General features: G+C 58.5%; 22 protein-coding genes. 11 read left to right on the plus strand and 11 right to left on the minus strand.

All coding sequences use genetic code 11. The features are described from left to right. Positions 1-16 precede the first annotated feature (16 nt). The 6 genes from pcaC to DW56_RS12330 are packed head-to-tail and all read right to left on the minus strand — an operon-like array spanning position 17 to position 5,080. Complete coding sequence (gene pcaC, locus DW56_RS12305) at positions 17-400, minus strand: 4-carboxymuconolactone decarboxylase (RefSeq protein WP_024554827.1); 384 nt, start codon at positions 398-400, stop codon at positions 17-19. After that, complete coding sequence (pcaD, locus tag DW56_RS12310) at positions 390-1,163, minus strand: 3-oxoadipate enol-lactonase (protein ID WP_024554828.1); 774 nt, start codon at positions 1,161-1,163, stop codon at positions 390-392. The genes pcaC and pcaD overlap by 11 nt, the downstream gene beginning before the upstream one ends. Then, positions 1,160-2,503 carry a 3-carboxy-cis,cis-muconate cycloisomerase gene (locus DW56_RS12315; protein ID WP_024562113.1) on the minus strand — a complete coding sequence of 448 codons (1,344 nt, stop codon included), beginning with the start codon at positions 2,501-2,503 and terminating at the stop codon, positions 1,160-1,162. The genes pcaD and DW56_RS12315 overlap by 4 nt, the downstream gene beginning before the upstream one ends. A 9-nt stretch (positions 2,504-2,512) precedes the next feature. Further along, positions 2,513-3,715 (minus strand): 3-oxoadipyl-CoA thiolase, encoded by a 1,203-nt coding sequence (pcaF, locus tag DW56_RS12320; RefSeq protein ID WP_024555105.1) that lies wholly within the window; start codon positions 3,713-3,715, stop codon positions 2,513-2,515. A 9-nt stretch (positions 3,716-3,724) separates the two neighbouring features. Continuing rightward, positions 3,725-4,381: a 3-oxoacid CoA-transferase subunit B gene (locus DW56_RS12325; protein WP_024555104.1), complete on the minus strand. Its 657-nt coding sequence runs from the start codon at positions 4,379-4,381 to the stop codon at positions 3,725-3,727. Positions 4,382-4,390: 9 nt separating this feature from the next. Next, a complete protein-coding gene (locus DW56_RS12330; protein ID WP_024555103.1) occupies positions 4,391-5,080 on the minus strand; it encodes a 3-oxoacid CoA-transferase subunit A in 690 nt (229 codons plus the stop codon). 168 nt (positions 5,081-5,248) lie between these two features. Between DW56_RS12330 and DW56_RS12335 the strand changes: the two genes are divergently transcribed. Continuing rightward, positions 5,249-6,055, plus strand: coding sequence for an IclR family transcriptional regulator domain-containing protein (locus DW56_RS12335; protein WP_024555102.1), 807 nt, complete (start codon positions 5,249-5,251; stop codon positions 6,053-6,055). Here DW56_RS12335 and smrA read toward each other — a convergent pair. Beyond that, complete coding sequence (gene smrA, locus DW56_RS12340) at positions 6,052-6,615, minus strand: DNA endonuclease SmrA (protein ID WP_024555101.1); 564 nt, start codon at positions 6,613-6,615, stop codon at positions 6,052-6,054. The genes DW56_RS12335 and smrA overlap by 4 nt on opposite strands. 546 nt (positions 6,616-7,161) lie before the next feature. Between smrA and ogt the strand changes: the two genes are divergently transcribed. From ogt to uspE, 3 genes are all read left to right on the plus strand, one after another. Continuing rightward, positions 7,162-7,677 (plus strand): methylated-DNA--[protein]-cysteine S-methyltransferase, encoded by a 516-nt coding sequence (gene ogt / locus DW56_RS12345; RefSeq protein WP_024555100.1) that lies wholly within the window; start codon positions 7,162-7,164, stop codon positions 7,675-7,677. A gap of 166 nt (positions 7,678-7,843) precedes the next feature. After that, entirely contained in the window at positions 7,844-8,596 is a 753-nt protein-coding gene (fnr, locus tag DW56_RS12350) for a fumarate/nitrate reduction transcriptional regulator Fnr (protein ID WP_049293342.1), read from the plus strand. A 135-nt stretch (positions 8,597-8,731) separates the two neighbouring features. Further along, the gene (gene uspE, locus DW56_RS12355; RefSeq protein WP_024555098.1) at positions 8,732-9,682 is read left to right on the plus strand and encodes a universal stress protein UspE; all 951 of its coding nucleotides are present in this window, start codon (positions 8,732-8,734) and stop codon (positions 9,680-9,682) included. A gap of 108 nt (positions 9,683-9,790) precedes the next feature. Here the strand turns inward: uspE and pntB are convergent, their stop codons facing one another. After that, positions 9,791-11,179 carry a Re/Si-specific NAD(P)(+) transhydrogenase subunit beta gene (pntB, locus tag DW56_RS12360; RefSeq protein ID WP_024555097.1) on the minus strand — a complete coding sequence of 463 codons (1,389 nt, stop codon included), beginning with the start codon at positions 11,177-11,179 and terminating at the stop codon, positions 9,791-9,793. A 10-nt stretch (positions 11,180-11,189) separates the two neighbouring features. Next, complete coding sequence (gene pntA / locus DW56_RS12365; protein ID WP_024555096.1) at positions 11,190-12,719, minus strand: Re/Si-specific NAD(P)(+) transhydrogenase subunit alpha; 1,530 nt, start codon at positions 12,717-12,719, stop codon at positions 11,190-11,192. A 513-nt stretch (positions 12,720-13,232) separates the two neighbouring features. Here pntA and ydgH point away from each other — a divergent pair. The 4 genes from ydgH to rstA all read left to right on the plus strand — a co-directional run bounded on the left by ydgH (position 13,233) and on the right by rstA (position 17,296). Continuing rightward, positions 13,233-14,177 (plus strand): DUF1471 family protein YdgH, encoded by a 945-nt coding sequence (gene ydgH, locus DW56_RS12370; protein ID WP_024555095.1) that lies wholly within the window; start codon positions 13,233-13,235, stop codon positions 14,175-14,177. A 185-nt stretch (positions 14,178-14,362) separates the two neighbouring features. Beyond that, complete coding sequence (locus DW56_RS12375; protein ID WP_029589823.1) at positions 14,363-15,745, plus strand: amino acid permease; 1,383 nt, start codon at positions 14,363-14,365, stop codon at positions 15,743-15,745. A 33-nt stretch (positions 15,746-15,778) separates the two neighbouring features. Beyond that, a complete protein-coding gene (gene folM / locus DW56_RS12380; RefSeq protein ID WP_024555093.1) occupies positions 15,779-16,501 on the plus strand; it encodes a dihydromonapterin reductase in 723 nt (240 codons plus the stop codon). Between the two features lie 78 nt (positions 16,502-16,579). Next, a complete protein-coding gene (gene rstA, locus DW56_RS12385; RefSeq protein WP_024555092.1) occupies positions 16,580-17,296 on the plus strand; it encodes a two-component system response regulator RstA in 717 nt (238 codons plus the stop codon). A gap of 40 nt (positions 17,297-17,336) precedes the next feature. On the opposite strand, the gene DW56_RS12390 is transcribed toward rstA, so the two are convergent. Beyond that, positions 17,337-18,089 carry an SDR family NAD(P)-dependent oxidoreductase gene (locus DW56_RS12390; protein WP_024555091.1) on the minus strand — a complete coding sequence of 251 codons (753 nt, stop codon included), beginning with the start codon at positions 18,087-18,089 and terminating at the stop codon, positions 17,337-17,339. Between the two features lie 120 nt (positions 18,090-18,209). Here DW56_RS12390 and DW56_RS12395 point away from each other — a divergent pair, with 120 nt between their 5' ends. From DW56_RS12395 to tus, 3 genes are all read left to right on the plus strand, one after another. Then, on the plus strand, positions 18,210-19,115 hold the full coding sequence (locus tag DW56_RS12395; RefSeq protein ID WP_024562259.1) for a LysR substrate-binding domain-containing protein: 906 nt from the start codon (positions 18,210-18,212) through the stop codon (positions 19,113-19,115). A 30-nt stretch (positions 19,116-19,145) separates the two neighbouring features. After that, positions 19,146-20,462: a two-component system sensor histidine kinase RstB gene (gene rstB, locus DW56_RS12400; RefSeq protein ID WP_024554252.1), complete on the plus strand. Its 1,317-nt coding sequence runs from the start codon at positions 19,146-19,148 to the stop codon at positions 20,460-20,462. Positions 20,463-20,918: 456 nt separating this feature from the next. After that, positions 20,919-21,848, plus strand: a complete 930-nt coding sequence (gene tus, locus DW56_RS12410; protein ID WP_024554254.1) for a DNA replication terminus site-binding protein — start codon at positions 20,919-20,921, stop codon at positions 21,846-21,848. On the opposite strand, the gene fumC is transcribed toward tus, so the two are convergent. Continuing rightward, entirely contained in the window at positions 21,849-23,246 is a 1,398-nt protein-coding gene (gene fumC, locus DW56_RS12415) for a class II fumarate hydratase (protein ID WP_024554255.1), read from the minus strand. Positions 23,247-23,304 lie beyond the last annotated feature (58 nt).

Raw genomic sequence — 23,304 nt, forward strand, 5'->3', positions numbered from 1 at the left:
CGTTGTGTTTACCGTTTTACTGACTCTCCTGCTCATCAAAAACCTGCTGCGCCAGGTGCATCGTGGCGTTAGCGGCAGGCAGGCCGCAATAGAGAGCAGAGTGCATAATCAGCTCCTTAAGCTCTTCCCGCGTAACGCCGTTATTAAAGGCCGCCCGCAGATGCATCTTCAGCTCCGCTTCGCGATTGAGCGCGATAAGCATGGCGATGGTTATCATGCTGCGGGTATGGCGCTCAAGTGCTGGCCGCGTCCAGATTTCACCCCAGGCGTAGCGGGTGATGAAGTTCTGAAACTCGTCGTTAAGCGGCGTCAGGTTCTCAAGCGTACGCTCAACATGCGCGTCGCCAAGCACCGCGTGGCGCACCTCCATGCCCTGTTGATAGCGTTCTTCATCCTGCATGACGTTCCTCCTGGCTTGCTAAAAAAGCGAGCAGCGCGTCGTTAAACGCCTGCGGCGCTTCCACATTCGATAAGTGCGAAGCGGGTAAGACGGTAAGCTGCGCATCCGGCGCCTGCTGGCGAATAAATTCTCCGTCGGCAACGGTGGTAACCGGGTCGTGCTGACCGGCAAGCACCAGCAGCGGCAGCGTCATGTTTTTGACTTCAGCGCGCAGGTCCGCCCCGCCAAGGGCTTCGCAACAGGCGGCGTAACCTTCGGGGTTGATCTGCGACAGCTGTTGAATAAGCGGCGCCACCACCTGCGGCGACTGATGGCGAAACGCTTCGCTAAACCAGCGTTCCGCCGCGCTTGCGGCTACGGCTTCCATGCCTTCTTCACGTACGGTGCGGGCGCGAGCGTCCCAGCCCGCCTGTTCGCCGATTTTCGCCGCGCTGTTGGCGATGGTGACAGAAATAAAGCGCTCCGGCGCAAAGCGCGCCAGCCATAAGCCCGTCAGCCCGCCCATGGAAATACCGCAAAAGTGGGCTTTGGCGACAGAAAGCCTGTCTAAAAGCGCAATAACATCGGCGCCAAGTTGTGACAACGTCACGCTGCCGCGTTTGTCGGTTCGCCCGTGGCCGTGCGTGTCGTAGCGCAGTACGCGGTAATGCGCAGCCAGCGCCGCCAGCTGCGGCTCCCATAAAGAAAGCGTGGTGCCAAGCGAATTAGAGAGGACGACCAGCGGCGCCCCTTCCGGCCCGTCGAGCTGATAATGAATCGTCATAATGTTTCCTTGTATCGCGCCAGTACCTGGCGGACAAACACGGGCGCGCTGCCCGTCGCCTGGTCAGGCGAGAGCAACTGCGCAAGGCTCGCGGCGGTAAAATAACGGCTGATCAGCGCATCGTCAGCCAGCAGCGTTTGCAGCGCCGCGCCCTCATCCAGCGAACGGTGACACAACGTCTCCATATGCTGGTGCGCCGCCTGCTTGCCGATATGTTCGGCAAGCTTGAGCGTGACCGGCTCGGCAAACACCAGCCCGTGAGTGATTTGCAGGTTATCGCGCATTTTTTCCGGGAATACCTGCATGTCGCGGATAAGCTCAAGGCTTGTCTGCATTACGCCGCCTGCAAGGGTGATGATTTCCGGCAGCGTTTCCCATTCCGCCTGCCAGCCGCCGAGCGCCCTTTCATGCTGCTGAAGCTGGCTGGCGTAAAGTGTCGCCATCAGGCCTGGCAGCCGCGTGTTAGCCGTGAGGATCGCCGCGCAGGCGACCGGGTTGCGCTTGTGCGGCATAGCGGAGGAGCCGCCGCGCCCTTCGGCAACCGGTTCTGCCGTTTCCGCCACTTCGGTTTGCATCATCAGCGCGAAATCGCTGGCGAATTTGCCGAGCGTGGCGGCTACGCCCGCATACCAGCTGCCTGCCTCCAGCAGACGATCGCGCTGGCTGTGCCACGGCGTGTCGGGCAACGTGAGCGAAAGCGCCGAAGCCAGCGCCTGCGCCACCTGCGGCCCCTTTTCGTTCAGCGAGGCCAGGGTGCCCGCCGCGCCGCCAAACTGCACCGTCAGTACGCGGGGCCGAAGCTCATCCAGCCGTACGCGCCAGCGCAGCAGCGCATCCAGCGTGCCGGCAAGTTTTAGCCCGAACGTGGTGGGCAAGGCATGTTGCAGCCAGGTTCGCCCTGCCATAACCGTCTGCTGGTGGCGCTCCGTTTGCGCCGCCAGCGCGGCAAGAAGATCGCTCAGCAAAACCTGGGTTTGGTCGAAGGCGTCGCGCAGTTGCAGCATCAAACCGCTGTCGATAATGTCCTGGCTGGTGGCGCCCCAGTGCACGTAGCGCGCAGCGTCTTCATCCGCCGCCTTCACGCGGGCGGTAAGCTGCTTAACCAGCGGAATAGCAAGATTGCCCGCCCCCGCCGCCGCGTGCGCAAGCCCGGCGGCGTCTAACAGCTTTACATCGCAATGCCGCGCTATCGCCGCCGCCGCGTGCGGCGGCACAATGCCGCACTGGGCCTGCGCGCCCGCAAGCGCCGCCTCCACATCCAGCATCCGTTGCAGCGTCGCTTCGTCGCTGAACAGCGGCGTTAGCCCTGAAGGCCGCAGCAGCGGCGTCAGAAGTTTCATTTCTGCTCCTTATGCGCGTTCGATAATCATCGCGATCCCCTGCCCCACGCCAATACACATGGTGCACAACGCGTAGCGCCCGCCGGTGCGTTTAAGCTGCAACGCGGCGGTCATGGCGATGCGCCCGCCAGAGGCGCCAAGCGGATGGCCAAGCGCAATGGCGCCGCCGTTCGGGTTTACATGCGCTGCGTCATCCGGCAAGCCCAGGTCGCGCGTTACCGCCAGCGCCTGAGCAGCAAAGGCTTCATTAAGTTCGATAACGTCCATTTGATCAAGCGTCAGACCGGTTTGCGCCAGCACTTTGCGCACCGCCGGCGCAGGGCCAAAGCCCATGATGCGCGGTGGAACACCGGCTGTCGCCACGCCGACGATGCGCGCCAGCGGCTCCAGCCCGTGGGCTCGCATCGCCTCTTCGCTTGCCAGCAGCAGCGCGCAGGCGCCGTCGTTAACGCCGGAGGCGTTGCCTGCCGTTACCGTACCGTCCGCGCGAACCACGGGTTTAAGCTTCGCCAGCGCCTCACGCGAGGTGGCGCGCGGGTGCTCATCGCGGGTAAAGCTGACCGGCTCGCCCTTACGCTGCGGAATCAAGACCGGGATAAGCTCGTCGTCAAACAGCCCCATCTCCTGGGCGCGGGCGGTACGAAGCTGGCTGCGTAACGCGAAGGCATCCTGATCCTCCCGGCTGACGCCAAACTGCGCGGCGACGTTTTCCGCTGTTTCCGGCATAGTATCAACGCCATAGCTCGCTTTCATCAGCGGGTTGATGAAGCGCCAGCCGATGGTGGTATCTTCAAGCGACATGCTGCGGCTGTATGCGCTTTCCGCTTTACCCATGACAAACGGCGCGCGGGACATGCTCTCCACGCCGCCCGCCACCATCAGGCGCGTCTCGCCGCTTTTAATCGCCCGCGCCGCCACGCCGATGGCGTCGAGGCTTGAGCCGCAGAGCCGGTTGACCGTGCTGCCCGGCACCGTTTCCGGCAGGCCCGCCAGCAGCAGCGCCATGCGCGCCACGTTGCGGTTGTCTTCCCCCGCCTGGTTGGCGCAGCCGTAAATCACATCGTCAATCAGCGCCGGGTCGAGGTTCGGGTTGCGCTCAAGCAGCGCTTTCAGCGGCAGGGCCGCCAGATCGTCGGCGCGAACGCCCGCCAGCGCGCCGCCAAAGCGGCCAAAAGGGGTGCGAACCGCATCGCAGATAAATGCCTGACTCATCATAGTTCCTTACGCGCTCTGCGCCAGTTGACCGAAACTGAGCTTCACCGGCGTCAGCCGTTGCAGCTCTTCAAAAGAGAGGCCGTTGAAGATCTCGCGCACCACCGGCCCTTTATCCGTGATATCGATAACCGCAAGGTCGGTATAAATGCGGCTGACGCAGCCGACGCCGGTAAGCGGATAAGTACAGGTTTCCACCAGCTTGCTCTCTCCCTCGCGGGTCAGCAGCTCCATCATCACGAAAACCTGGCGCGCGCCGATGGCGAGATCCATCGCGCCGCCCACGGCGGGGATGGCGTCCGGCGCGCCGGTGCTCCAGTTAGCAAGGTCGCCGGAAGCGGATACCTGATAAGCGCCCAGCACACAGATATCCAGATGCCCGCCGCGCATCATGGCGAACGAATCGCCGTGGTGGAAAAAGCTGCCGCCGGTCAGCAGCGTCACATACTCTTTACCGGCGTTAATCAGATCCGGGTCCTCTTCGCCCTCGGCGGGTTTCGGTCCCATGCCGAGCAGGCCGTTTTCGCTGTGCAGAAAGATTTCTTTATCGGCAGGCAGATAGTTGGCGATACGGGTCGGCAGGCCGATCCCTAAGTTCACATAAGCCCCTTCCGGGATATCGCGCGCCACGCGCTGCGCCATTTCGTCACGGGTGAGACGTTTCATTAATGCTCCTTATGCGCTTTGCGAAAGCGCAGATGCAGGCTCCAGCGCCACCACGCGCTGCACGAAAATACCGGGGGTAATAATGTGTTCCGGATCCAGCTCGCCGAGCGGCACCAGACGGCTGACCTGAGCGATGGTAGTAGCGGCCGCAGTCGCCATAATCGGCCCGAAGTTACGCGCCGCTTTGCGATACACCAGGTTGCCCCAGCGGTCGCCCTCGAAGGCTTTAATCAGCGCGAAGTCGGCTTTTAGCGGGTACTCCAGGACATAGTGGCGGCCATTGATTTCACGCGTCTCTTTTCCCTCGGCAAGCGGCGTGCCGTAACCGGTCGGGGTAAAAATAGCGCCAAGCCCGGCGCCCGCGGCCTGGATGCGCGCGGCCAGGTTGCCCTGCGGCACCAGCTCCAGCTCCACTTTGCCCCGGCGGTAGAGGTCGTCAAAGATTTGGGAGTCCACCTGGCGCGGGAAGGAGCAGATCATTTTGCGCACCCGGCCCGCTTTCAGCAGCGCCGCCAGCCCCACTTCGCCATTGCCGGCATTGTTGTTGATGATGGTGAGGTCGCCCGCCCCCTGGGCTATCAGGGCGTCGATCAGCTCGGTGGGCTGCCCGGCGGCGCCGAAGCCGCCAATCATGATGGTGGCGCCGTCCGCAATACCGGCAACCGCCTCTTCCAGCGAAGGCACGCTTTTATCAATCATCCTCTGCTCCTTGATGTGCGATAGTCGCACCGTTATGCGTTGTTCGAACAAAATGTGACGCTGCTAACGAGTCCGGTCAAGGGCGATAATCGAAATATAGTGCGATTATCGAACATGCGTTATCTTTGTTCCTGGAGTGTGATCGAGCGCGTAATCAGGAGAAAAATGATGGCGATACATCCGGACGACCGCCTTAACGGCGATGCGGACCCGTTTAAGGGCGACCCGAATTTTATGGCCTCGCTGGCGCGAGGGCTTGAGGTGATCCAGGCGTTTACGCCGCAGCGGCGGCTGCTTTCTATTTCGCAGATAAGCCAGAAAACAGGCATTCCGCGCGCAGCGGTGCGCCGCTGTCTTTACACGCTGAGCAAACTGGGGTTCGTTTACGCGGAAGATGGCAAAAATTACCAGCTGCGCCCGCGTATTCTGTCGCTCGGCCACGCTTACCTTGCCTCCACGCCGCTGGCGCGCGCCGCCCAGCCGGTGCTCAAGCAACTCAGCGATATGCTGAACGAATCCTGTTCTATCGCCACGCTGGATGGCGATGACATTCTCTACATCGCCCGCGCCTCCAGTTCGCGCATCATGACCATTGATTTGGATATCGGCAGCCGCTTGCCCGCCTGGTCCACCTCGATGGGGCGCGTGCTGTTGAGCTATTTGCCGGATGAGCAACTGAACGCGCTGCTTGGGCGCATTACCATGATCCGCTATACGCCGCAGACGGTGGATTCGGTAGCGAAACTGCGCGAAGAGTTAAAGCGGGTACGCCAGCAGGGGTATGCGCTTAACGATCAGGAACTGGAGATGGGGCTGCGGTCAATTGCGGTGCCGATCATTAACCCGCAGGGGGTGGTGGAGGCGGCGCTGAACGTTGGCGTGCACGCGGGCCAGGTTTCTGCTGAAGAGCTGCAAACCCGCGTGCTGCCAGAGCTGCAAAACGCCGCCCGGGAACTGGCGCTGCTGCTGGATTAACGGCTGCGTTTGGCGTGGCGTTCCCAGTTTTCCTGCTTCGCCTCGTCCGATTTTTTCAGCGCCACGTAACAGGCGCCCGCGCCGCCGTGGTGCGGCAGCGCCGTGCAAAACGCCTGCACTTCGTCAAACTCCGTCAGCCAGCGGGCCAGATAGCTGCGAACGATATTGGCGTGCGATTTATCCTCACGGCCCTTGCCATGAATGATAAGCAGATTGCGAAGGCCGTCGCGGCGGGCCTGCTGGATAAACGCAAACAGCTGCTGGCGGCACTGTTCCACCGGCTGGCGCAGCAGGTTCAGGCTCGCCTGCTGACTGTATTTGCCAAGGCGCAGCTTCTCCAGCACGCCGTTTTGCAGCCCCTCGCGCTTAAACTCCAGCGGCTCGGCGAGAGGGATAATGTCAAGAAAGCCTGTGGTGAGGAAGTTATCCAGTTGCAGGGCATCGAGCCGCTGCGGGACGCGGTTTTTCACCGGCTTAACCCACTGCGTGGATTCACAATTCTTCAGGGGTTTGACATCTTCCATGGCGTCAAGAAAAAGCGATTTGTCGTCAGGTTGCACGGTCAATCCTCCGGGTACTGCGCAAAGGTTCACACTATAACCCTCCCCCGCACGCGGCTCAACGCTGCCGCGCCCGGCAAAAGAGGACCGCTAAGAAGCCACAATTATGGATGTAAAACCAGCTAAATTCTTCCCAGGACAACTTTTCCGGCTACGTTTTGACCAGTCGACAGGAAAAAAAAGGGGAGCGATAAATCATTGTTAACTATTTGTGAAAGACGTCACTTAACGGTCATCACGCCCCGGCTGAAAAGCGGGTATATATAACTTTACCCACAACTCAGGGAATCAATGTGGGGCAAGGTCCCGGAAGCACTGCTGTGTGTACTGTAGAGCCTGGCTGATGTCGGCAGGCTCTATTTTTTATGGGCGGCATTTGGGGCGATGGCGCCCCGGTGAGCGGCACAGGTAGCGGGGCGCGCCGCTGGGTTTGCCCTGTCCGCGCCTTTGCTGGCCTTCTGGTTAACGATGCCGGTAGCGTGATATTTTATCGGTCTGATGACTGGACCAGGCGATGATCCGCGCCTGGGATATAGCGAGGGGAATATGCTGACATTTCTGCAAGACAAAATCGCCACGCCGCTGGGCCCGCTGTGGGTGATTTGCGATGAGCAATTCAACCTGCGCGCCGTAGAGTGGGAAGAACACAGCGACCGCATGGAGCAACTGCTGGTGATTCATTACGGTTCGCAGGGCTTTACACGCGTTCCATGTGAAAACCCCGGCGGGCTTAGCGACAAGCTGCGCGACTATTTTGCAGGCGACCTGAGCGTTATCGATACCTTACCTACCGCCACCGCGGGCACGCCGTTTCAACGTGAAGTGTGGAAGCGGCTGCGCGATATCCCCTGCGGCCAGGTCATGCATTACGGCCAGCTGGCCGAAGCGCTGGGCCGCGCTGGCGCCGCGCGCGCGGTGGGCGCCGCTAACGGCGCCAACCCGGTCAGCATTGTTGTGCCCTGCCATCGCGTTATCGGACGCAGCGGCGCGCTGACCGGTTATGCGGGCGGCGTGCAACGCAAAGAGTGGCTGTTGCGTCATGAAGGATTTTTGCTGCTTTAATAAAATAATTCGCCTGCTAACTATACATCTACTGAAACATCAACAACATGACGCAACGAAACTTACGGTTTGTTTCATAAATATCTGATTGCCGTTTCACCACACTTACGTCATGGACAAAAAGATGTTAAAATTGACCAATATCAATTACGGCTTGAGCAGACCTATGATCCCGGAAAAGCGAATTATTCGACGCATTCAGTCTGGCGGTTGTGCCATCCATTGCCAGGATTGCAGCATTAGCCAGTTATGCATTCCTTTCACGCTGAATGAGCACGAGCTGGACCAGCTTGATAACATCATTGAGCGTAAAAAACCGATTCAGAAAGGCCAGACGCTGTTTAAGGCGGGTGACGAACTGAAATCGCTTTACGCTATCCGCTCCGGCACCATAAAGAGTTACACCATTACCGAACAGGGCGACGAGCAAATTACCGGTTTTCACCTGGCAGGGGATCTGGTGGGCTTCGACGCTATCGGCACCGCGCATCACCCGAGCTTTGCGCAGGCGCTGGAAACGTCCATGGTGTGCGAAATCCCGTTTGAAACACTTGACGATCTCTCCGGCAAAATGCCAAGCCTGCGCCAGCAGATGATGCGTCTGATGAGCGGCGAAATTAAAGGCGACCAGGATATGATCCTGCTGCTTTCTAAAAAGAATGCGGAAGAGCGCCTGGCGGCTTTTATCTATAATCTTTCCCGCCGCTTCGCCCAGCGCGGCTTCTCGCCGCGTGAGTTCCGCCTCACCATGACGCGCGGCGACATCGGCAACTATCTGGGCCTGACGGTGGAAACCATCTCCCGTCTGCTGGGCCGTTTCCAGAAAAGCGGCATGCTGGCGGTTAAAGGCAAATACATCACCATCGAGAATGGCGATATCCTTGCCGAACTGGCGGGCCAGTCCCGTAACGTCGCGTAATTTCTCTCTTTTGCCGGGTCAATAGAATTTCCTGATTTATTGATCCGGCAATAGTTTCCCCTCTGTTTCAATCAACTTATATGGGTTACTCTTTCTCTTACAAACTGTGGTTAAGCAGTTGTAAGGAGAACCTGTATGGCAAAGTATCAAAACATGCTGGTGGCCATCGATCCTAATCAGGATGACCAGCCGGCGCTGCGGCGTGCAGTTTATCTGCATCAACGGATTGGTGGCCGAATCAAAGCCTTTTTGCCGATCTATGATTTTTCCTACGAAATGACCACCCTTCTGTCTCCCGATGAGCGCACGGCGATGCGTCAGGGGGTCATCAGCCAGCGCACCGCGTGGATCCGCGAGCAGGCGCAGTACTATCTTGAAGCGGGCGTGCCCATTGAAATTAAAGTGGTCTGGCACAACCGTCCTTTCGAAGCGATTATCCAGGAAGTGGTGAGCGGCGGTCACGATCTGCTGCTCAAAATGACTCACCAGCACGACAAACTTGAATCCGTTATTTTTACGCCCACCGACTGGCATCTGCTACGCAAATGCCCCTGCCCGGTCTGGATGGTAAAAGACCAGCCGTGGCCGGAAGGCGGCAAAGCGGTGGTGGCGGTGAATCTTGCCAGCGAAGAAGCCTATCATAACGCCCTTAATGAAAAGCTTATCCGCGAAACCGTCAAGCTGGCCGAGCAGGTGAACCATACCGAGGTGCATCTGGTGGGCGCTTATCCGGTCACGCCGATTAATATCGCTATTGAACTGCCCGACTTCGATCCAAGCGTCTATAACGACGCTATTCGCGGTCAACATTTGCTGGCGATGAAAGCGCTGCGCCAGAAATTCGGCATCAGCGAGAAGATGACCCATGTGGAAAAAGGTCTGCCGGAAGAGGTGATCCCTGACCTGGCGGAACACCTTGAAGCGGGGATCGTGGTGCTGGGCACCATCGGGCGCACCGGGATTTCCGCTGCGTTTCTCGGCAATACCGCTGAACAGGTTATCGATCATCTGCGTTGCGATCTGCTGGTTATCAAGCCTGACGATTACCAGACCCCCGTTGAGATGGACGACGACGAAGACGACTAACGCCCTCTTCATTGCATACAGGCCCGCCCGCTATACGGCGGGCTTTTTTATTGGCGTCAGGCAATAAAAAACCGCTCCGAAGAGCGGTTTGGTTAAGGTTGAAAGCGATTACAGCGCTTTGAGGATCGCATCCACGCTGGCTTTGGCGTCGCCAAACAGCATATGGGTGTTCTCTTTAAAGAAAAGCGGGTTCTGAACGCCTGCGTAGCCGGTATTCATGGAACGCTTAAAGACGATAACGTTCTGCGCCTTCCACACTTCCAGCACCGGCATACCGGCAATCGGGCTGCCCGGGTCGTCCTGCGCCGCCGGGTTCACCGTGTCGTTTGCGCCAATCACCAGCACCGTGTCGGTATCGGCGAAATCATCGTTGATCTCGTCCATTTCCAGCACGATGTCATAAGGCACTTTCGCCTCAGCCAACAGCACGTTCATATGCCCGGGCAGGCGCCCCGCAACCGGGTGAATGCCGAAGCGCACGTTAATGCCGCGCGCGCGCAGTTTTTCGGTGATTTCCGCCACCGGATATTGCGCCTGCGCCACTGCCATGCCGTAGCCCGGCGTGATAATCACGGAATGGGAGCTTTTCAGCATCTCAGCCGTCTCTTCCGCGCTGATTTCACGGTGTTCGCCCACTTCTTCGCTGCTGGTGCTTGCCACGCCGTCGGAGCCGAAGCCGCCTGCGATCACGCTGATAAACGAGCGGTTCATCGCCTTACACATAATGTAAGAGAGAATGGCGCCCGAAGACCCCACCAGCGCGCCGGTAACAATAAGCAGGTCGTTGCTGAGCATAAAGCCCGCCGCCGCCGCCGCCCAGCCGGAATAGGAGTTCAGCATGGAAACCACCACCGGCATATCCGCGCCGCCGATAGAAGCCACCAGGTGCCAGCCGAACGCCAGCGCGATAATCGTCATTACCAGCAGCGCCAGCACTTGCAGGCCCACGCTTTCGGTACGGACAAAAACGACCAGCAGCAGGAAAGAGACCACCAGCGCCGCCAGGTTCATCTTATGGCGGTTCGGCAACATCAGCGGTTTGGACGACATTTTGCCGCACAGTTTGCCGTAAGCCACAATGGAGCCGGTGAAGGTGACGGCGCCAATAAAGATGCCCAGGAACACTTCCGCCAGATGAATATTCACCAGCACCGGATCCAGCCCCGGATTGTGGTGCAGATAGCTGTTAAAGCCTACCAGCACAGCGGCGAGACCCACGAAACTGTGCAGCACCGCCACCAGCTCCGGCATCTGGGTCATTTCCACTTTTTTCGCCAGATGCATGCCGATAGCGCCGCCAATCACCATGGCGATGATTATCCAGACCACATGGTCGGAATCCGGGCCAAGAATGGTGGCGATAAGCGCAATCGCCATACCGGCGATGCCGAAGCGGTTGCCCTGCTGTGAGGTTTCATGCTTCGACAGCCCCGCCAGGCTAAAAATAAACAGGATCGCGGCAACAATGTATGCTGCGGTAACCAATCCTCCAGACATATGTTACCCCTTAGTTCTTCCGGAACATTTTCAGCATGCGCTGAGTGACGGTGAAACCACCAAAAATGTTGATGCTGGCGATAAGCACGGCGATGAAGCTGAAGAAGCTGACCCAGCCGCCGTCGCCAATCTGCAACAGCGCCCCAACGACGATGATGCCTGAAATGGCGTTAGTCACCGACATCAGCGGCGTATGCAGCGCATGAGAAACGTTCCACACCACGTAGTAGCCCACCACGCACGCCAGCGCAAAGACGGTGAAGTGGCCGAGGAACTCACGCGGCGCCACGTCCGCCAGCCAGCCGAACAGCACGATAGCCAGCGCCATCAGCGCATATTTGCGCCACGGCGAAGCGGGTTTAGCCGGCTCGGCAACCGGTTCTGGCTGCTTCGCCGCCGCCTGGGGCTGCGCGGAAACCTGAATCGGCGGCGCAGGCCAGGTCACTTCCCCTTCACGGATGACCGTTACGCCGCGCACAACCACATCGTCGAAATCGACAATCACGTTGCCGTCTTTCTCTTTGCACAGCAGCTTAAGGAGGTTGACCAGGTTGGTGCCGTAAAGCTGGGAAGACTGCGTCGGCAGGCGGCCCGGAAGATCGGTATAGCCGATCACTTTCACGCCATTTGCGGTCACGAAGATTTCGTTCGGTACGGTGTATTCGCAGTTGCCGCCGTTTTGCGCGGCCAGGTCGACTATCACGCTGCCCGGCTTCATGGAATCGACCATGTCGCGGGTAATGAGCTTCGGCGCCGGTTTGCCTGGAATAAGCGCCGTTGTGACGATGATATCCACCTCTTTCGCCTGGGCGGCGAACAGCGCCATTTCGGCTTTAATAAAGGCTTCGGACATCACTTTCGCATAACCGTCGCCGCTGCCCGCCTCTTCTTTGAAGTCCAGCTCCAGGAACTCGGCGCCCATACTCTGCACCTGCTCTTTCACTTCCGGGCGAGTATCGAACGCGCGAACAATGGCGCCGAGGCTGTTGGCTGCGCCAATGGCCGCAAGGCCCGCTACCCCCGCGCCAATCACCATCACTTTTGCCGGCGGCACTTTGCCCGCAGCGGTGATCTGGCCGGTAAAGAAGCGGCCAAACTCATGTGCAGCTTCAACAATCGCGCGATAGCCTGCGATGTTCGCCATCGAGCTCAGGGCATCAAGCGACTGCGCGCGCGAAATACGCGGCACCGCATCCATGGCCATCACGGTAACGCCGCGTGCGGCAAGCTGCTCCATCAGCGCCGGGTTTTGCGCCGGCCAGATAAAGCTGACAAGCGTTGTGCCGGGACGCAAAAGCGCTATTTCCTCGTCCAGCGGCGCGTTGACCTTAAGGATAACGTCCGATTGCCACACGGTATCGCCCGTTGCCAGCTCCGCGCCTGCCAGCGCAAAAGCGTCATCGTCGAAACTCGCCAGTTTACCCGCGTCATGTTCAACAGCGACGCTAAAACCCAGTTTTAATAACTGCTCCACGGTTTTAGGCGTTGCTGCGACGCGGGTTTCATTGGCCAACCGCTCTTTTGGTACACCAATACGCATAGTATTCCCTTCCATCGGTTTTGAATGATGGTCTGCCACTCGTTTTCGTAATGAAGACGGCTATGCCGCTTCGGCCAGAAAATCAATCTGTAACAAACTTTCTATAACCTACTGAAATTAGCGCCCCCGATCCACAACAGGTTCAGGGTATTTTTAGCGTTATCCGTGAAAAGGCAGTGATGACGGGCCATAACAGGGATTTTTGCTTTAAATCACCGCCGAAAGGCCGATATTACGCTTAAGCCGAGCGGTAAAACATGATACTCCTCCGCTCAGAATCCGTTCTTTAACAACCTTTTAACTTAAAAAGTAATAACCTTTATCATTTTTTCTGGTCAGCCGCCTGTTTTTTCCACATATCACTAAAAGTTATCCCGCTTAAACGAAACGCCGCACTGAGCGTGAAAAATGGCGCAGACAGCCAAACCCTTTCAGTGCAATAATCAGCGGCTAACCGTTAATGTACACAGGCAGTATGAGTACCTTTTTTGCGCATGGCGAAGGATTATTTTTATGAAGCTTAAGTACACCTTTCTGGCGTCCGCGCTGCTCTCCGTTACCACGCTGACCGCTCAGGCGGCTACCGAGTTGACGCCGGAACAGGCCGCCGCGGTAAAGCCTTACGACCGTATCGTCATTACCGGTCGTTTTAACGCTATCGGCGAAGCGGTTGATGCCGTATCGCGCCGGGCAGACAAAATGGGCGCCGCCTCTTTCTATATTCTTGATACCAACGACACCGGCAACAGCGGCAACTGGCGCGTTGTAGCGGATGTTTATCATGAGAACGCGCCAAAGGCGCAAGCGCCGCAAAACCGCGTGATTAACGGCGTGATGGAGCTGCCTAAAGATCAGGCTATCGCCCTTGAGCCTTACGATACCGTAACCGTTCAGGGTTTTTATCGCAGCCAGCCGGAAGTGAATGACGCGATTACCAAAGCGGCGAAAGCCAAAGGGGCCGCGTCGTTTTATATCGTGCGCCAGGTAGATGCCAACCAGGGCGGCAACCAGCTTATCACCGCGTACATCTATAAAGCGGATGCGAAGAAGCGCGTGTTGCAAAGCCCGGACGCTATCCCGGCAGATTCCGATGCCGGTCGCGCAGCGCTCGCCAAAGGCGGCGAAGAAGCGAAGAGAGTGGAAATTCCAGGCGTTGCCACGACCGCGGCGCCAAGCGCAGAAGTCGGCCGCTTCTTTGAAACGCAGGCCAGTAAAGGCGGGCGTTACACTGTCACCCTGCCGGACGGTAAAGAAATTCAGGAAGTGAATAAAATTACGGCGGCGCAAATGGTGCCTTTTGACAGCGTCAAGTTCACCGGCCACTACTCCAGCATGACGGAAATTTCCTATCAGGTAGCGAAGCGCGCAGCGAAAAAAGGCGCGAAGTACTACCACATTACCCGTCAGTGGGAAGAGAAAGGCGGCAACCTGACTATCAGCGCTGACCTTTACAAGTAAGTCCCGCTTCACAGAAAAGACGGCTCCGGCCGTCTTTTTTTATCTTTCAGAATATTTTAGCGCCCCTCTCATTGCATGCCCTGCCTGGACTCCGTAAAATCGCGCGCCTTAGCGTGATCCACCATTTTTATGCGCTTTAGCACAATAATTATTCTGGGTCCTTCTCTTCTCTTTACAGGATACCTATGGACAAAAAACTTGGTCTCGCCGCGTTAACCGCGCTCGTTTTAAGCTCCATGCTGGGCGCGGGCGTCTTTAGCCTGCCGCAAAATATGGCGGCCGTGGCGGGGCCCGCCGCGCTGCTGACGGGCTGGGCGATAACGGGCGTCGGCATTTTGCTGCTGGCGCTGGCGATGCTTTTCCTCACTCGTCTGCGCCCCGATCTCGACGGCGGCATTTTTACTTACGCGCGGGAAGGCTTCGGCGAACTGGTCGGTTTTTGCTCCGCCTGGGGTTACTGGCTCTGTGCGGTTATCGCCAACGTTTCTTACCTGGTGATTGTGTTTTCAGCGCTGAGCTTTTTTACCGATACGCCTGAGCTGAAGATTTTTGGCGACGGCAACACCTGGCAATCTATTGTCGGCGCTTCGGTGCTGTTGTGGTTTGTTCACTGGCTGGTGCTGCGCGGCGTGCAGACCGCAGCAAGCATCAACGTGGCCGCCACCCTGGCCAAACTGTTGCCGCTGGGACTGTTTGTGATCCTCGCCGCCATTGGCTTTAAGCTTTCCACTTTCAGCCTCGATTTTAAGGGCGTAGCGCTGGGCGTGCCGGTGTGGGAGCAGGTGAAAAATACCATGCTCATTACGCTCTGGGTCTTTATCGGCGTGGAAGGCGCAGTGGTGGTTTCTGCGCGGGCGCGTAACAAAAGCGATGTCGGCATGGCGACGCTGCTGGCGGTGCTGGCTGCGCTGGCGGTTTATCTGCTGGTGACGCTGCTGTCGCTTGGCGTGGTAACCCGCCCGGAACTCGCGCAGATGCGTAACCCTTCAATGGCCGGTTTGCTGGTGGAGATGATGGGCCCCAGGGGCGAGGTGATTATCGCCGCCGGCCTGATTGTTTCGGTCTGCGGCGCCTATCTGAGCTGGACCATCATGGCGGCGGAAGTGCCGCTGCTGGCAGCACGCTACCGCGCTTTTCCCAAAGCGCTGCTGCGCCAGAATGCCAACAACGCCCCGGCGGCTTCATTATGGCTGACTAACGCCAGCGTGCAGGTTTGTCTGGTGCTTATCTGGGCCACCGGCTCGGATTACAATACGCTGCTGACCATCGCTTCCGAGATGATCCTGGTGCCCTATCTGCTGGTAGGCGCTTATCTGGTGAAAATAGCAAAACGCCCTTTGCACAGGCTTACGGGTGTCGGAGCGTCCATTTATGGTTTATGGTTGCTGTATGCCTCAGGTCCGATGCACCTGCTGCTCTCGGTTGTGCTTTACGCGCCTGGTTTGTTGGTTTTTCTGTACGCCCGCCGTACGCACCAGCATGACGTAGCGCTGCGATCTCACGAGCGCGTGCTTATTGGCCTGTTGTTAATCGCCGCGCTGCCGGCTACATGGATGCTGATGGGGTAGCCGCCCCATCGTCGTCGCTGACGAGGAGTGCTTATGGGCAAAAAATTGGATCGTCCGATTGTCATTACCGGCGGGGGCCGTCGTATTGGTCTTGCGCTGGCCCACCATTTTCTGGCGCAACATCATGATGTCATCGTCAGCTACCGTACCCGCTACGCGGCTATCGACGTGCTGGAAGAGTCAGGCGCGGTCTGCATTCAGGCCGACTTTTGCAACGATGAAGGCATTCTCGCTTTCGCCGAGGCCGTGAAGCAGCGCACCGATCGCATTCGCGCGCTGCTGCACAACGCCAGCGCGTGGCAGTCGGAATCGCCCGGCACGTCGCCGGAAAAAGTGTTGCATGAGATGATGCAGATCCACGTGCATGCTCCCTATCTGCTCAATTTTGCGCTGGAAGGCCTGTTGCGCGGCCAGGGCCATGCGGCGGCGGATATCATCCACTTCACCGATTACGTGGTGGAGCGAGGCAGTGAAAAGCATATCGCTTACGCCGCCAGCAAAGCGGCGCTGGATAACCTCACCCGTTCCTTCGCCCGCAAGCTGGCGCCTGAAGTTAAGGTCAACGCCATCGCGCCATCGCTGATCCTGTTTAATGAAAATGACGACCCGGAATACCGCCAGCGGGCGCTTAACAAGTCGCTCATGAAAATCGCGCCGGGTGAAAAAGAGATAATCGACCTGCTGGATTATTTGCTGACCAGCTGTTTTGTTACCGGCCGCAGCTTTGCAGTGGATGGCGGACGCCAGCTGCGCTAAGCGCCGTTTATCAACGGTTGATGGAGCGCAGCCAGCCGCGGGTGTATGGTAAGACTTTTACGCTAAACGCAACGGTATATGGCTAAAATTGTCTTTGTTGAGGATGACCCGGAAGTGGGCGCGCTGATAGCCGCCTATCTGGGCAAGCACGATATTACTGTGGTAGTGGAAAGCCGCGGCGACCGCGCTGAAGAGGTGATTCACCGCGAAAAACCGGACCTGGTGTTGCTGGATATTATGCTGCCCGGCAAAGACGGCATGACGCTTTGTCGGGATTTACGCCCGGCCTGGCAAGGCCCTGTGGTTCTGCTTACCTCCCTCGACAGCGATATGAACCACATTCTGTCGCTGGAGATGGGCGCGAGCGATTACATTTTAAAAACCACTCCCCCCGCCGTACTGCTGGCGCGCCTGCGTCTGCATTTGCGCCAGGCGCAGCCGCATGGTCGCGACACGCCTGCCCTTAAGCCCCATAAAGCACTGCGCTTCGGCACGCTTTGCATCGATCCGATTAATCGTCAGGTTACCCTCGGCAGCGAAATTATCGCCCTGTCGACGGCAGACTTCGACCTGCTGTGGGAGCTGGCGACCCATGCGGGACAGATTATGGATCGCGATGCGCTGCTGAAAAACCTGCGCGGCGTGAGCTATGACGGGATGGATCGCAGCGTGGATGTCGCTATTTCGCGACTGCGCAAAAAGCTCAACGACAGCGCCACCGAGCCGTTTCGAATTAAAACCGTGCGCAACAAAGGCTATCTTTTTGCGCCGCATGCCTGGGAAAGCGAAGCCTGACACCGCTGCCGCGCCCGGCGGCGCGACAGCGGCGGTTAGGTCAGATTTGCGCGTGGCCGCCATCCACAAACAGCTCAACGCCGTTAACGAAGCTTGCCTCGTCAGATGCCAGAAACAGCACCGCTCTGGCAATTTCTTCCGGCTGGCCGACTCGTCCTGCCGGGATCTGCTCAGCAAGCCAGGATTTAGCGCCTTCGGCCTGGTCGCCGCCGCCGAACAGCCCGTTCAACCCTGCGGTTTCGGTCACGCCGGGGCTTATGGCGTTAACGCGGATACGGCGTTCTTTAAGATCGAGGATCCAGTTACGGGCAAAGCTGCGTACAGCGGCTTTCGTCGCCGAATAGACGCTGAACGCCGGGGTGCCGGTAATGCTGGTTGTGGATGACGTCAGCACAATCGACCCGCCGTCGCGCAGCAGCGGCAGCGCTTTCTGGACCGTAAACAGCACCCCTTTGACGTTAGTATCAAAGGTTTCCTGATAATGGGCTTCCGTAATGGAACCCAGCGCGGCAAACTCGCCGCCGCCAGCGTTAGCGAAAATAACGTCGATATGGCTGTGCTTTTTCTGCACGGCGTCATACAGGCGGTCAATATCAGCAAGCTGACTCATGTCGCCCTGGATGCCGGTAACATCGCCTTCCAGGCGGCTCACCGCCTCGTCCAGCGCAGCCTGACGACGCCCGGTGATGAAAACTGACGCGCCTTGCTCTGCGAACGCTTTGGCGGTGGCAAAGCCGATGCCGCTGGTGCCGCCGGTTACGATAACGACTTTGCGGGTGAAGTTGTGGCTCATTTTTATCTCCTCATGTGAATGGGTGTGGGGGTCATTCGTAATGGGATGCAGAATAAGCGCTTCCCAAAGTGTTGAATACCAAGACAAAATGGCACCCTGCGTTCTGAATGAGGAACGATAATGCGCACTGACCTTAACGATTATTATTATTTCGCAGAAGTCGTGACCCACGGCGGGTTCGCGGCGGCAGGCCGGGCTTTGAAGCAACCTAAATCGAAGCTCAGCCGCCGCGTGGCGGGGCTGGAGGCGCAACTGGGCGTGCGGCTGATTGAGCGCTCAAGCCGCCGTTTTCGCGTCACCGAAACAGGCCAGGCTTTTTACGACCAGTGCCGGGCGATGTTGCTGGAGGCGGAAAAAGCGCAGGCGTTAATTGCCGAAGCGCAGGCGGAGCCGCACGGCCTGGTGCGCTTCAGCTGTCCGACAGGCCTGGTGGAAGTGATCTCCGCCGTGCTGCCCGCGTTTATGAACCGCTACCCGAAGGTGAAGCTGCAAATTATCGCCATCGACCGGGCGGTGGATTTAATTCGCGAGCGGGTTGATATCGCGCTGCGGGTGCGCACCGAGCTGACCAGCGACGCGGAGCTGGTGATGCGATCGCTCGGCTATTCGCGCCGCATTCTCGTCGCCAGCCCCGCGCTTGCCCGCCAGCTTGACGGCAATATTGACGCCCTGCCGTTGCAGCCGACGCTTGGCACCAGCGACGAGCCCGGCGAGATAAGCTGGCAGCTGGAGCATGAACAGGGGAAAAGCTGCCTGATCCGCCATGAGCCGAGAATGAGCTGCGCCGATTTTGGCGCGGTGCGCGCGGCGGCGATGGCGGGGCTGGGTATTGCGCTGCTGCCCGATCACGTTTGCGCTGAGCAGCTTAAGCGCGGTGAACTGGAGCAGGTTTATCGCGGCTGGCAGGGCCAGCGCGGCATTGTGCATTTGGTCTTTACCACCCGCCGCGGTTTGCCGCCCGCCGTCAGGGCGTTTATTGATCATCTGGCGGTCAATTTTCCTCTCGCCCCAACGGCTGGAAACTAGTCAGCGCTTAGCGAAGGGTTCGGAGTCATCATGAGAAAATTGTTTATCCAGTTTTATCTGCTGCTGTTCATCTGCTTTCTGGTGATGACCCTGCTGGTGGGCCTGGTCTATAAGTTCACCGCCGAACGCGCCGGGCGACAGTCGCTGGACGACTTAATGAAAAGCTCGCTTTATCTTATGCGCAGCGAGCTGCGGGAAATTCCGCCGCGCGACTGGAACAAAACCATTAAAGAGCTGGATTTGAACCTCTCTTTTAAACTGCGCATCGAGCCGCTCGCTAAGTTTCATCTGGATGACGTCACCACACAGCGTCTGCGCGAAGGCGAGATTGTGGCGCTGGATGACGAGTACACTTTTGTGCAACGCATCCCGCGAAGCCACTACGTGCTGGCCGTCGGGCCGGTGCCCTATCTCTTTTTTTTACACCAGATGCGGCTGCTGGACGTCGCGCTTATCGCCTTTATCGCTATTTCGCTGGCTTTGCCGGTGTTTATCTGGATGCGTCCGCACTGGCGCGACATGCTGCGCCTGGAAGCGGCGGCCCAGCGACTGGGCGAAGGTCATCTCAACGAACGGATCCAGTTTGAGAGCGGCTCAAGTTTTTCGCGGCTCGGCATCGCCTTCAATCAGATGGCGGATAACATCAACGCCCTGATAGCCAGTAAAAAACAGCTTATTGACGGCATCGCCCATGAACTGCGCACGCCTCTGGTGCGCCTGCGCTACCGGCTGGAGATGAGCGATAACCTGAGCGCAGAAGAGGCGCTGGCGCTTAATCGCGACATTGGACAACTGGAAGCGTTAATTCAGGAGCTGCTGACTTATGCGCGCCTCGACAGACCGCAAACGGAGCTGCAATTGAGCCAGCCCGATTTACCGCGCTGGCTGGCTGAGCGGGTGGAAGAGACGCGCCAGATGCATCCGCAGCGCGAACTCACCCTTCACCTTAGCGACGCCGGGGATTACGGGCTGGTCGATGTGCGTCTTATGGAGCGGGTGCTGGATAATCTGGTCAACAACGGGCTGCGTTATAGCGAAAAACGCATGCACATTAGCCTGCATCAGGATAATGGCCGCGCCTGTATGACCGTGGAAGACGATGGCCCGGGCATCCCGGAAACAGAGCGCACGCGAGTATTCGAGCCGTTTGTCCGGCTCGACCCAAGCCGCGACCGGGCAACCGGCGGCTGTGGGCTGGGTCTGGCGATTGTGCAGTCTGTAGCGACCGCCATGGGCGGTTCGGTGAGCGTAACCACCAGCGCGTTAGGCGGCGCCTGTTTCCGCTTCTGCTGGCCGCTTGAGAAAGCGCCCGCGCCGGAAGCCGACAAAAAAGAAGCGAGAGTATAAAGCCCACGCCTGCGTCGCCTGTTTACTGACACCGCCTGCTGCCAGCGCAACCCGGCGGGCGGCGCACCGGCGAACACCGCCGCCGGGCCGCCCGTTTCTTTTCCTCAGCCCCTTTCCCCGCCAGAACCAAACGTTGCCTCACCCCTTTTCCCTGGCAGAACCAAACCTTTCCTCGCCCCTTTTCCCCGGCAGAACCAAACGTTTCCCTGCCCCTTTTCCCCGCCAGAACCAAACGTTTCCTCGCCCCTTTTCCCCGGCAGAACCAAAAGCTTCCTCGCTCCTTTCCCCCCCAGAACCAAAAGATGACCTTTTCGCCCCCCTGGCACAGCATCGCAGGGAGGCGAAAACGCAGCGCTACCCGCCTTTCCTTCGCTGAATGACTTTTAATCACGCAGTGGTCAAACCCGGCCAGAGTGTGCTACATATAAAGTATGTTGTAACTAATGAGAGACTGTTATGGCAAGTTACGATCTGGTTGAGCGCCTGACCACCACTTTTCGCGAACTGGAACACGCGCTGGCGACCCTGCGTGAAAGCTTAAGCGGCTGCCGCCTGCTGGCGGGCCGCGTTTTTGAGTTGCCGGAAATTGAAAAAGGCAAAGAACATGACCCGCTGCTGAAAATCGCCGTGACCCAGAAAGTGGGCAAGGCGGCGCTGGAGGCGGCGTTTCGCCACTTTACCCATCTGTTTATCCAGCAGCAGTCAGAAAACCGCAGCAGCAAGGCGGCGGTGCGTCTGCCCGGCGCGGTTTGCTTTAGCGTAAATCACAACCAACATGCCTCGCTGCACCAGCAGGCGGAGCAAATTAATCAGCTCAAGGCGGAGTTTGAAAAAATCATCACGGTGGATTCAGAGCTGCCTTCCGTACAGCGCTTTGAGTGGGTGCACCGTCACCTGCCGGGGTTGATTACCCTTAACGCTTACCGCCAGCTTACGCTGCTTGATAACCCCGCCACCCTGCGCTTTGGCTGGGCCAACAAGCACATCATCAAAAACCTTAAGCGCGACGAAGTGCTGTCGATGCTGGAAAAAAGCCTGAAGTCGCCGCGCGCGGTAGCGCCCTGGAGCCGCGAGCAGTGGCATGAAAAAGTGACGCAGGAATATAACGATATTGCCGCCCTGCCTGAAAAGGCGCGGCTTAAGATAAAAAGACCGGTGAAAGTACAGCCCGTGGCGCGGGTCTGGTATGCGAATAACCAGCGGCAGGTGCAGTACGCCTGCCCTTCGCCGCTGATTGTGCTGTGCCATGAGGAACGGGGCGGCAGCGTGCCGGATATCGGCGAGCTGCTGAACTATGACGCGCAAAACGTGCGTCATCGCTTCAAGCCGCAGGCGGAGCCGCTGGAGCTGCTTATCCCCCGCCTGCACCTTTACCGGGCGCGCTAATCAGCGCTTCATGCTGCCGACCATCTCTTCAGGCCGCACCCATTCATTGAACTCCTCCTCGCTGAGATACCCAAGCTTCAGCGCGGAGGCTTTCAGCGTCAGCCCCTCTTTATGCGCTTTCTTGGCGATCTCCGCCGCTTTGTCATAACCGATATGGGTGTTGAGCGCCGTCACCAGCATCAGCGACTCGTTCAACAGCTGGCTGATGCGCTCGCGGTTAGGTTCGATACCTACGGCGCAGTGCTCGTTAAAGCTCTCCATGCCGTCCGCCAGCAGGCGCACCGATTGCAGGAAGTTATGGATGACCATCGGGCGAAAGACGTTCAGCTCGAAGTTGCCGGAAGCACCGCCCATATTGACCGCCACGTCGTTGCCCATGACCTGGCAGCAGAGCATGGTCATCGCTTCGCACTGGGTCGGGTTAACCTTGCCGGGCATGATGGAAGAACCGGGTTCGTTCTCCGGAATGGTGATTTCGCCAATGCCGCAGCGTGGGCCGCTGGCAAGCCAGCGCACGTCGTTGGCGATTTTCATCAGCGAGGCGGCAAGCCCTTTCAGCGCGCCGTGGGCATGCACCAGCGCGTCGCAGGTGGCGAGCGCTTCAAATTTGTTGGGCGCCGTGACGAACGGCTGGTTGGTTATCTCAGCCAGCGCTTTCGCTACCCGCTGGGCGTATTCCGGGTGCGTGTTAAGCCCGGTGCCCACTGCCGTGCCGCCAAGCGCCAGCTCCGCCAGATGCGGCAGGCTGTTGTCGATGTGTCTGAGATTGTGCTCAAGCATCGCCACCCAACCGGAGATCTCCTGGCCAAGCGTCAGCGGCGTGGCGTCCTGCAAATGGGTACGGCCGATTTTCACAATATCGCCAAAGGCGTCTGCTTTCTCACTCAGCGTTTTATGCAGCACTTTTAACTGTGGGATCAGCTGCTCGCGCAGCGCAATAACCGCCGCCACATGCATCGCCGTCGGGAAAACGTCGTTTGAACTCTGGCTTTTGTTGACGTCGTCGTTCGGGTGAACTTTACGTTCCATGCCGCGCTCGCCGCCGAGAATTTCGCTCGCCCGGTTCGCCAGCACTTCGTTCATGTTCATGTTGGTCTGTGTGCCGGAGCCGGTCTGCCAGATGGCGAGAGGAAATTCGTCCGGGTGCTTGCCTTCCAGCACTTCATCCGCCGCCTGGATAATGGCGTTGCCGCGCTCTTGCGCCAGCAGGCCGAGATCCATGTTCACTTTCGCCGCTGCGCGTTTGGTCAGCGCCAGCGCCTGAATCAGCGCGACCGGCATTTTCTCCGTCGAGATACGAAAATGCTCCAGCGAGCGCTGTGTTTGCGCGCCCCAGAGTTTGTCCGCCGGCACGTCGATTGCGCCCATGGAATCTTTTTCACTGCGATGCGTTGCCATGACTTTCTCCATTCACATAAAAGAGGCGTCCCCGCCTTTCAAGGCAGGGGCGAAGGTA

This window comes from Franconibacter helveticus LMG 23732, assembly GCF_000463115.2.
Lineage (GTDB): Bacteria > Pseudomonadota > Gammaproteobacteria > Enterobacterales > Enterobacteriaceae > Franconibacter > Franconibacter helveticus.

Excerpts from the sequence above, each read along its gene's own strand:
- DW56_RS12315 (WP_024562113.1), bottom strand. The coding sequence starts at position 2,503 with ATGAAACTTCTGACGCCGCTGCTGCGGCCTTCAGGGCTAACGCCGCTG.
- DW56_RS12325 (WP_024555104.1), bottom strand. The coding sequence starts at position 4,381 with ATGAAACGTCTCACCCGTGACGAAATGGCGCAGCGCGTGGCGCGCGAT.
- DW56_RS12330 (WP_024555103.1), bottom strand. The coding sequence starts at position 5,080 with ATGATTGATAAAAGCGTGCCTTCGCTGGAAGAGGCGGTTGCCGGTATT.
- uspE (WP_024555098.1), top strand. The coding sequence starts at position 8,732 with ATGGCAAAGTATCAAAACATGCTGGTGGCCATCGATCCTAATCAGGAT.
- folM (WP_024555093.1), top strand. The coding sequence starts at position 15,779 with ATGGGCAAAAAATTGGATCGTCCGATTGTCATTACCGGCGGGGGCCGT.
- rstB (WP_024554252.1), top strand. The coding sequence starts at position 19,146 with ATGAGAAAATTGTTTATCCAGTTTTATCTGCTGCTGTTCATCTGCTTT.
- DW56_RS12390 (WP_024555091.1), bottom strand. The coding sequence starts at position 18,089 with ATGAGCCACAACTTCACCCGCAAAGTCGTTATCGTAACCGGCGGCACC.
- DW56_RS12335 (WP_024555102.1), top strand. The coding sequence starts at position 5,249 with ATGGCGATACATCCGGACGACCGCCTTAACGGCGATGCGGACCCGTTT.
- ydgH (WP_024555095.1), top strand. The coding sequence starts at position 13,233 with ATGAAGCTTAAGTACACCTTTCTGGCGTCCGCGCTGCTCTCCGTTACC.
- pcaF (WP_024555105.1), bottom strand. The coding sequence starts at position 3,715 with ATGAGTCAGGCATTTATCTGCGATGCGGTTCGCACCCCTTTTGGCCGC.
- pntB (WP_024555097.1), bottom strand. The coding sequence starts at position 11,179 with ATGTCTGGAGGATTGGTTACCGCAGCATACATTGTTGCCGCGATCCTG.
- rstA (WP_024555092.1), top strand. The coding sequence starts at position 16,580 with ATGGCTAAAATTGTCTTTGTTGAGGATGACCCGGAAGTGGGCGCGCTG.
- pntA (WP_024555096.1), bottom strand. The coding sequence starts at position 12,719 with ATGCGTATTGGTGTACCAAAAGAGCGGTTGGCCAATGAAACCCGCGTC.
- DW56_RS12395 (WP_024562259.1), top strand. The coding sequence starts at position 18,210 with ATGCGCACTGACCTTAACGATTATTATTATTTCGCAGAAGTCGTGACC.
- tus (WP_024554254.1), top strand. The coding sequence starts at position 20,919 with ATGGCAAGTTACGATCTGGTTGAGCGCCTGACCACCACTTTTCGCGAA.
- pcaC (WP_024554827.1), bottom strand. The coding sequence starts at position 400 with ATGCAGGATGAAGAACGCTATCAACAGGGCATGGAGGTGCGCCACGCG.
- pcaD (WP_024554828.1), bottom strand. The coding sequence starts at position 1,163 with ATGACGATTCATTATCAGCTCGACGGGCCGGAAGGGGCGCCGCTGGTC.
- fnr (WP_049293342.1), top strand. The coding sequence starts at position 7,844 with ATGATCCCGGAAAAGCGAATTATTCGACGCATTCAGTCTGGCGGTTGT.
- ogt (WP_024555100.1), top strand. The coding sequence starts at position 7,162 with ATGCTGACATTTCTGCAAGACAAAATCGCCACGCCGCTGGGCCCGCTG.
- DW56_RS12375 (WP_029589823.1), top strand. The coding sequence starts at position 14,363 with ATGGACAAAAAACTTGGTCTCGCCGCGTTAACCGCGCTCGTTTTAAGC.
- fumC (WP_024554255.1), bottom strand. The coding sequence starts at position 23,246 with ATGGCAACGCATCGCAGTGAAAAAGATTCCATGGGCGCAATCGACGTG.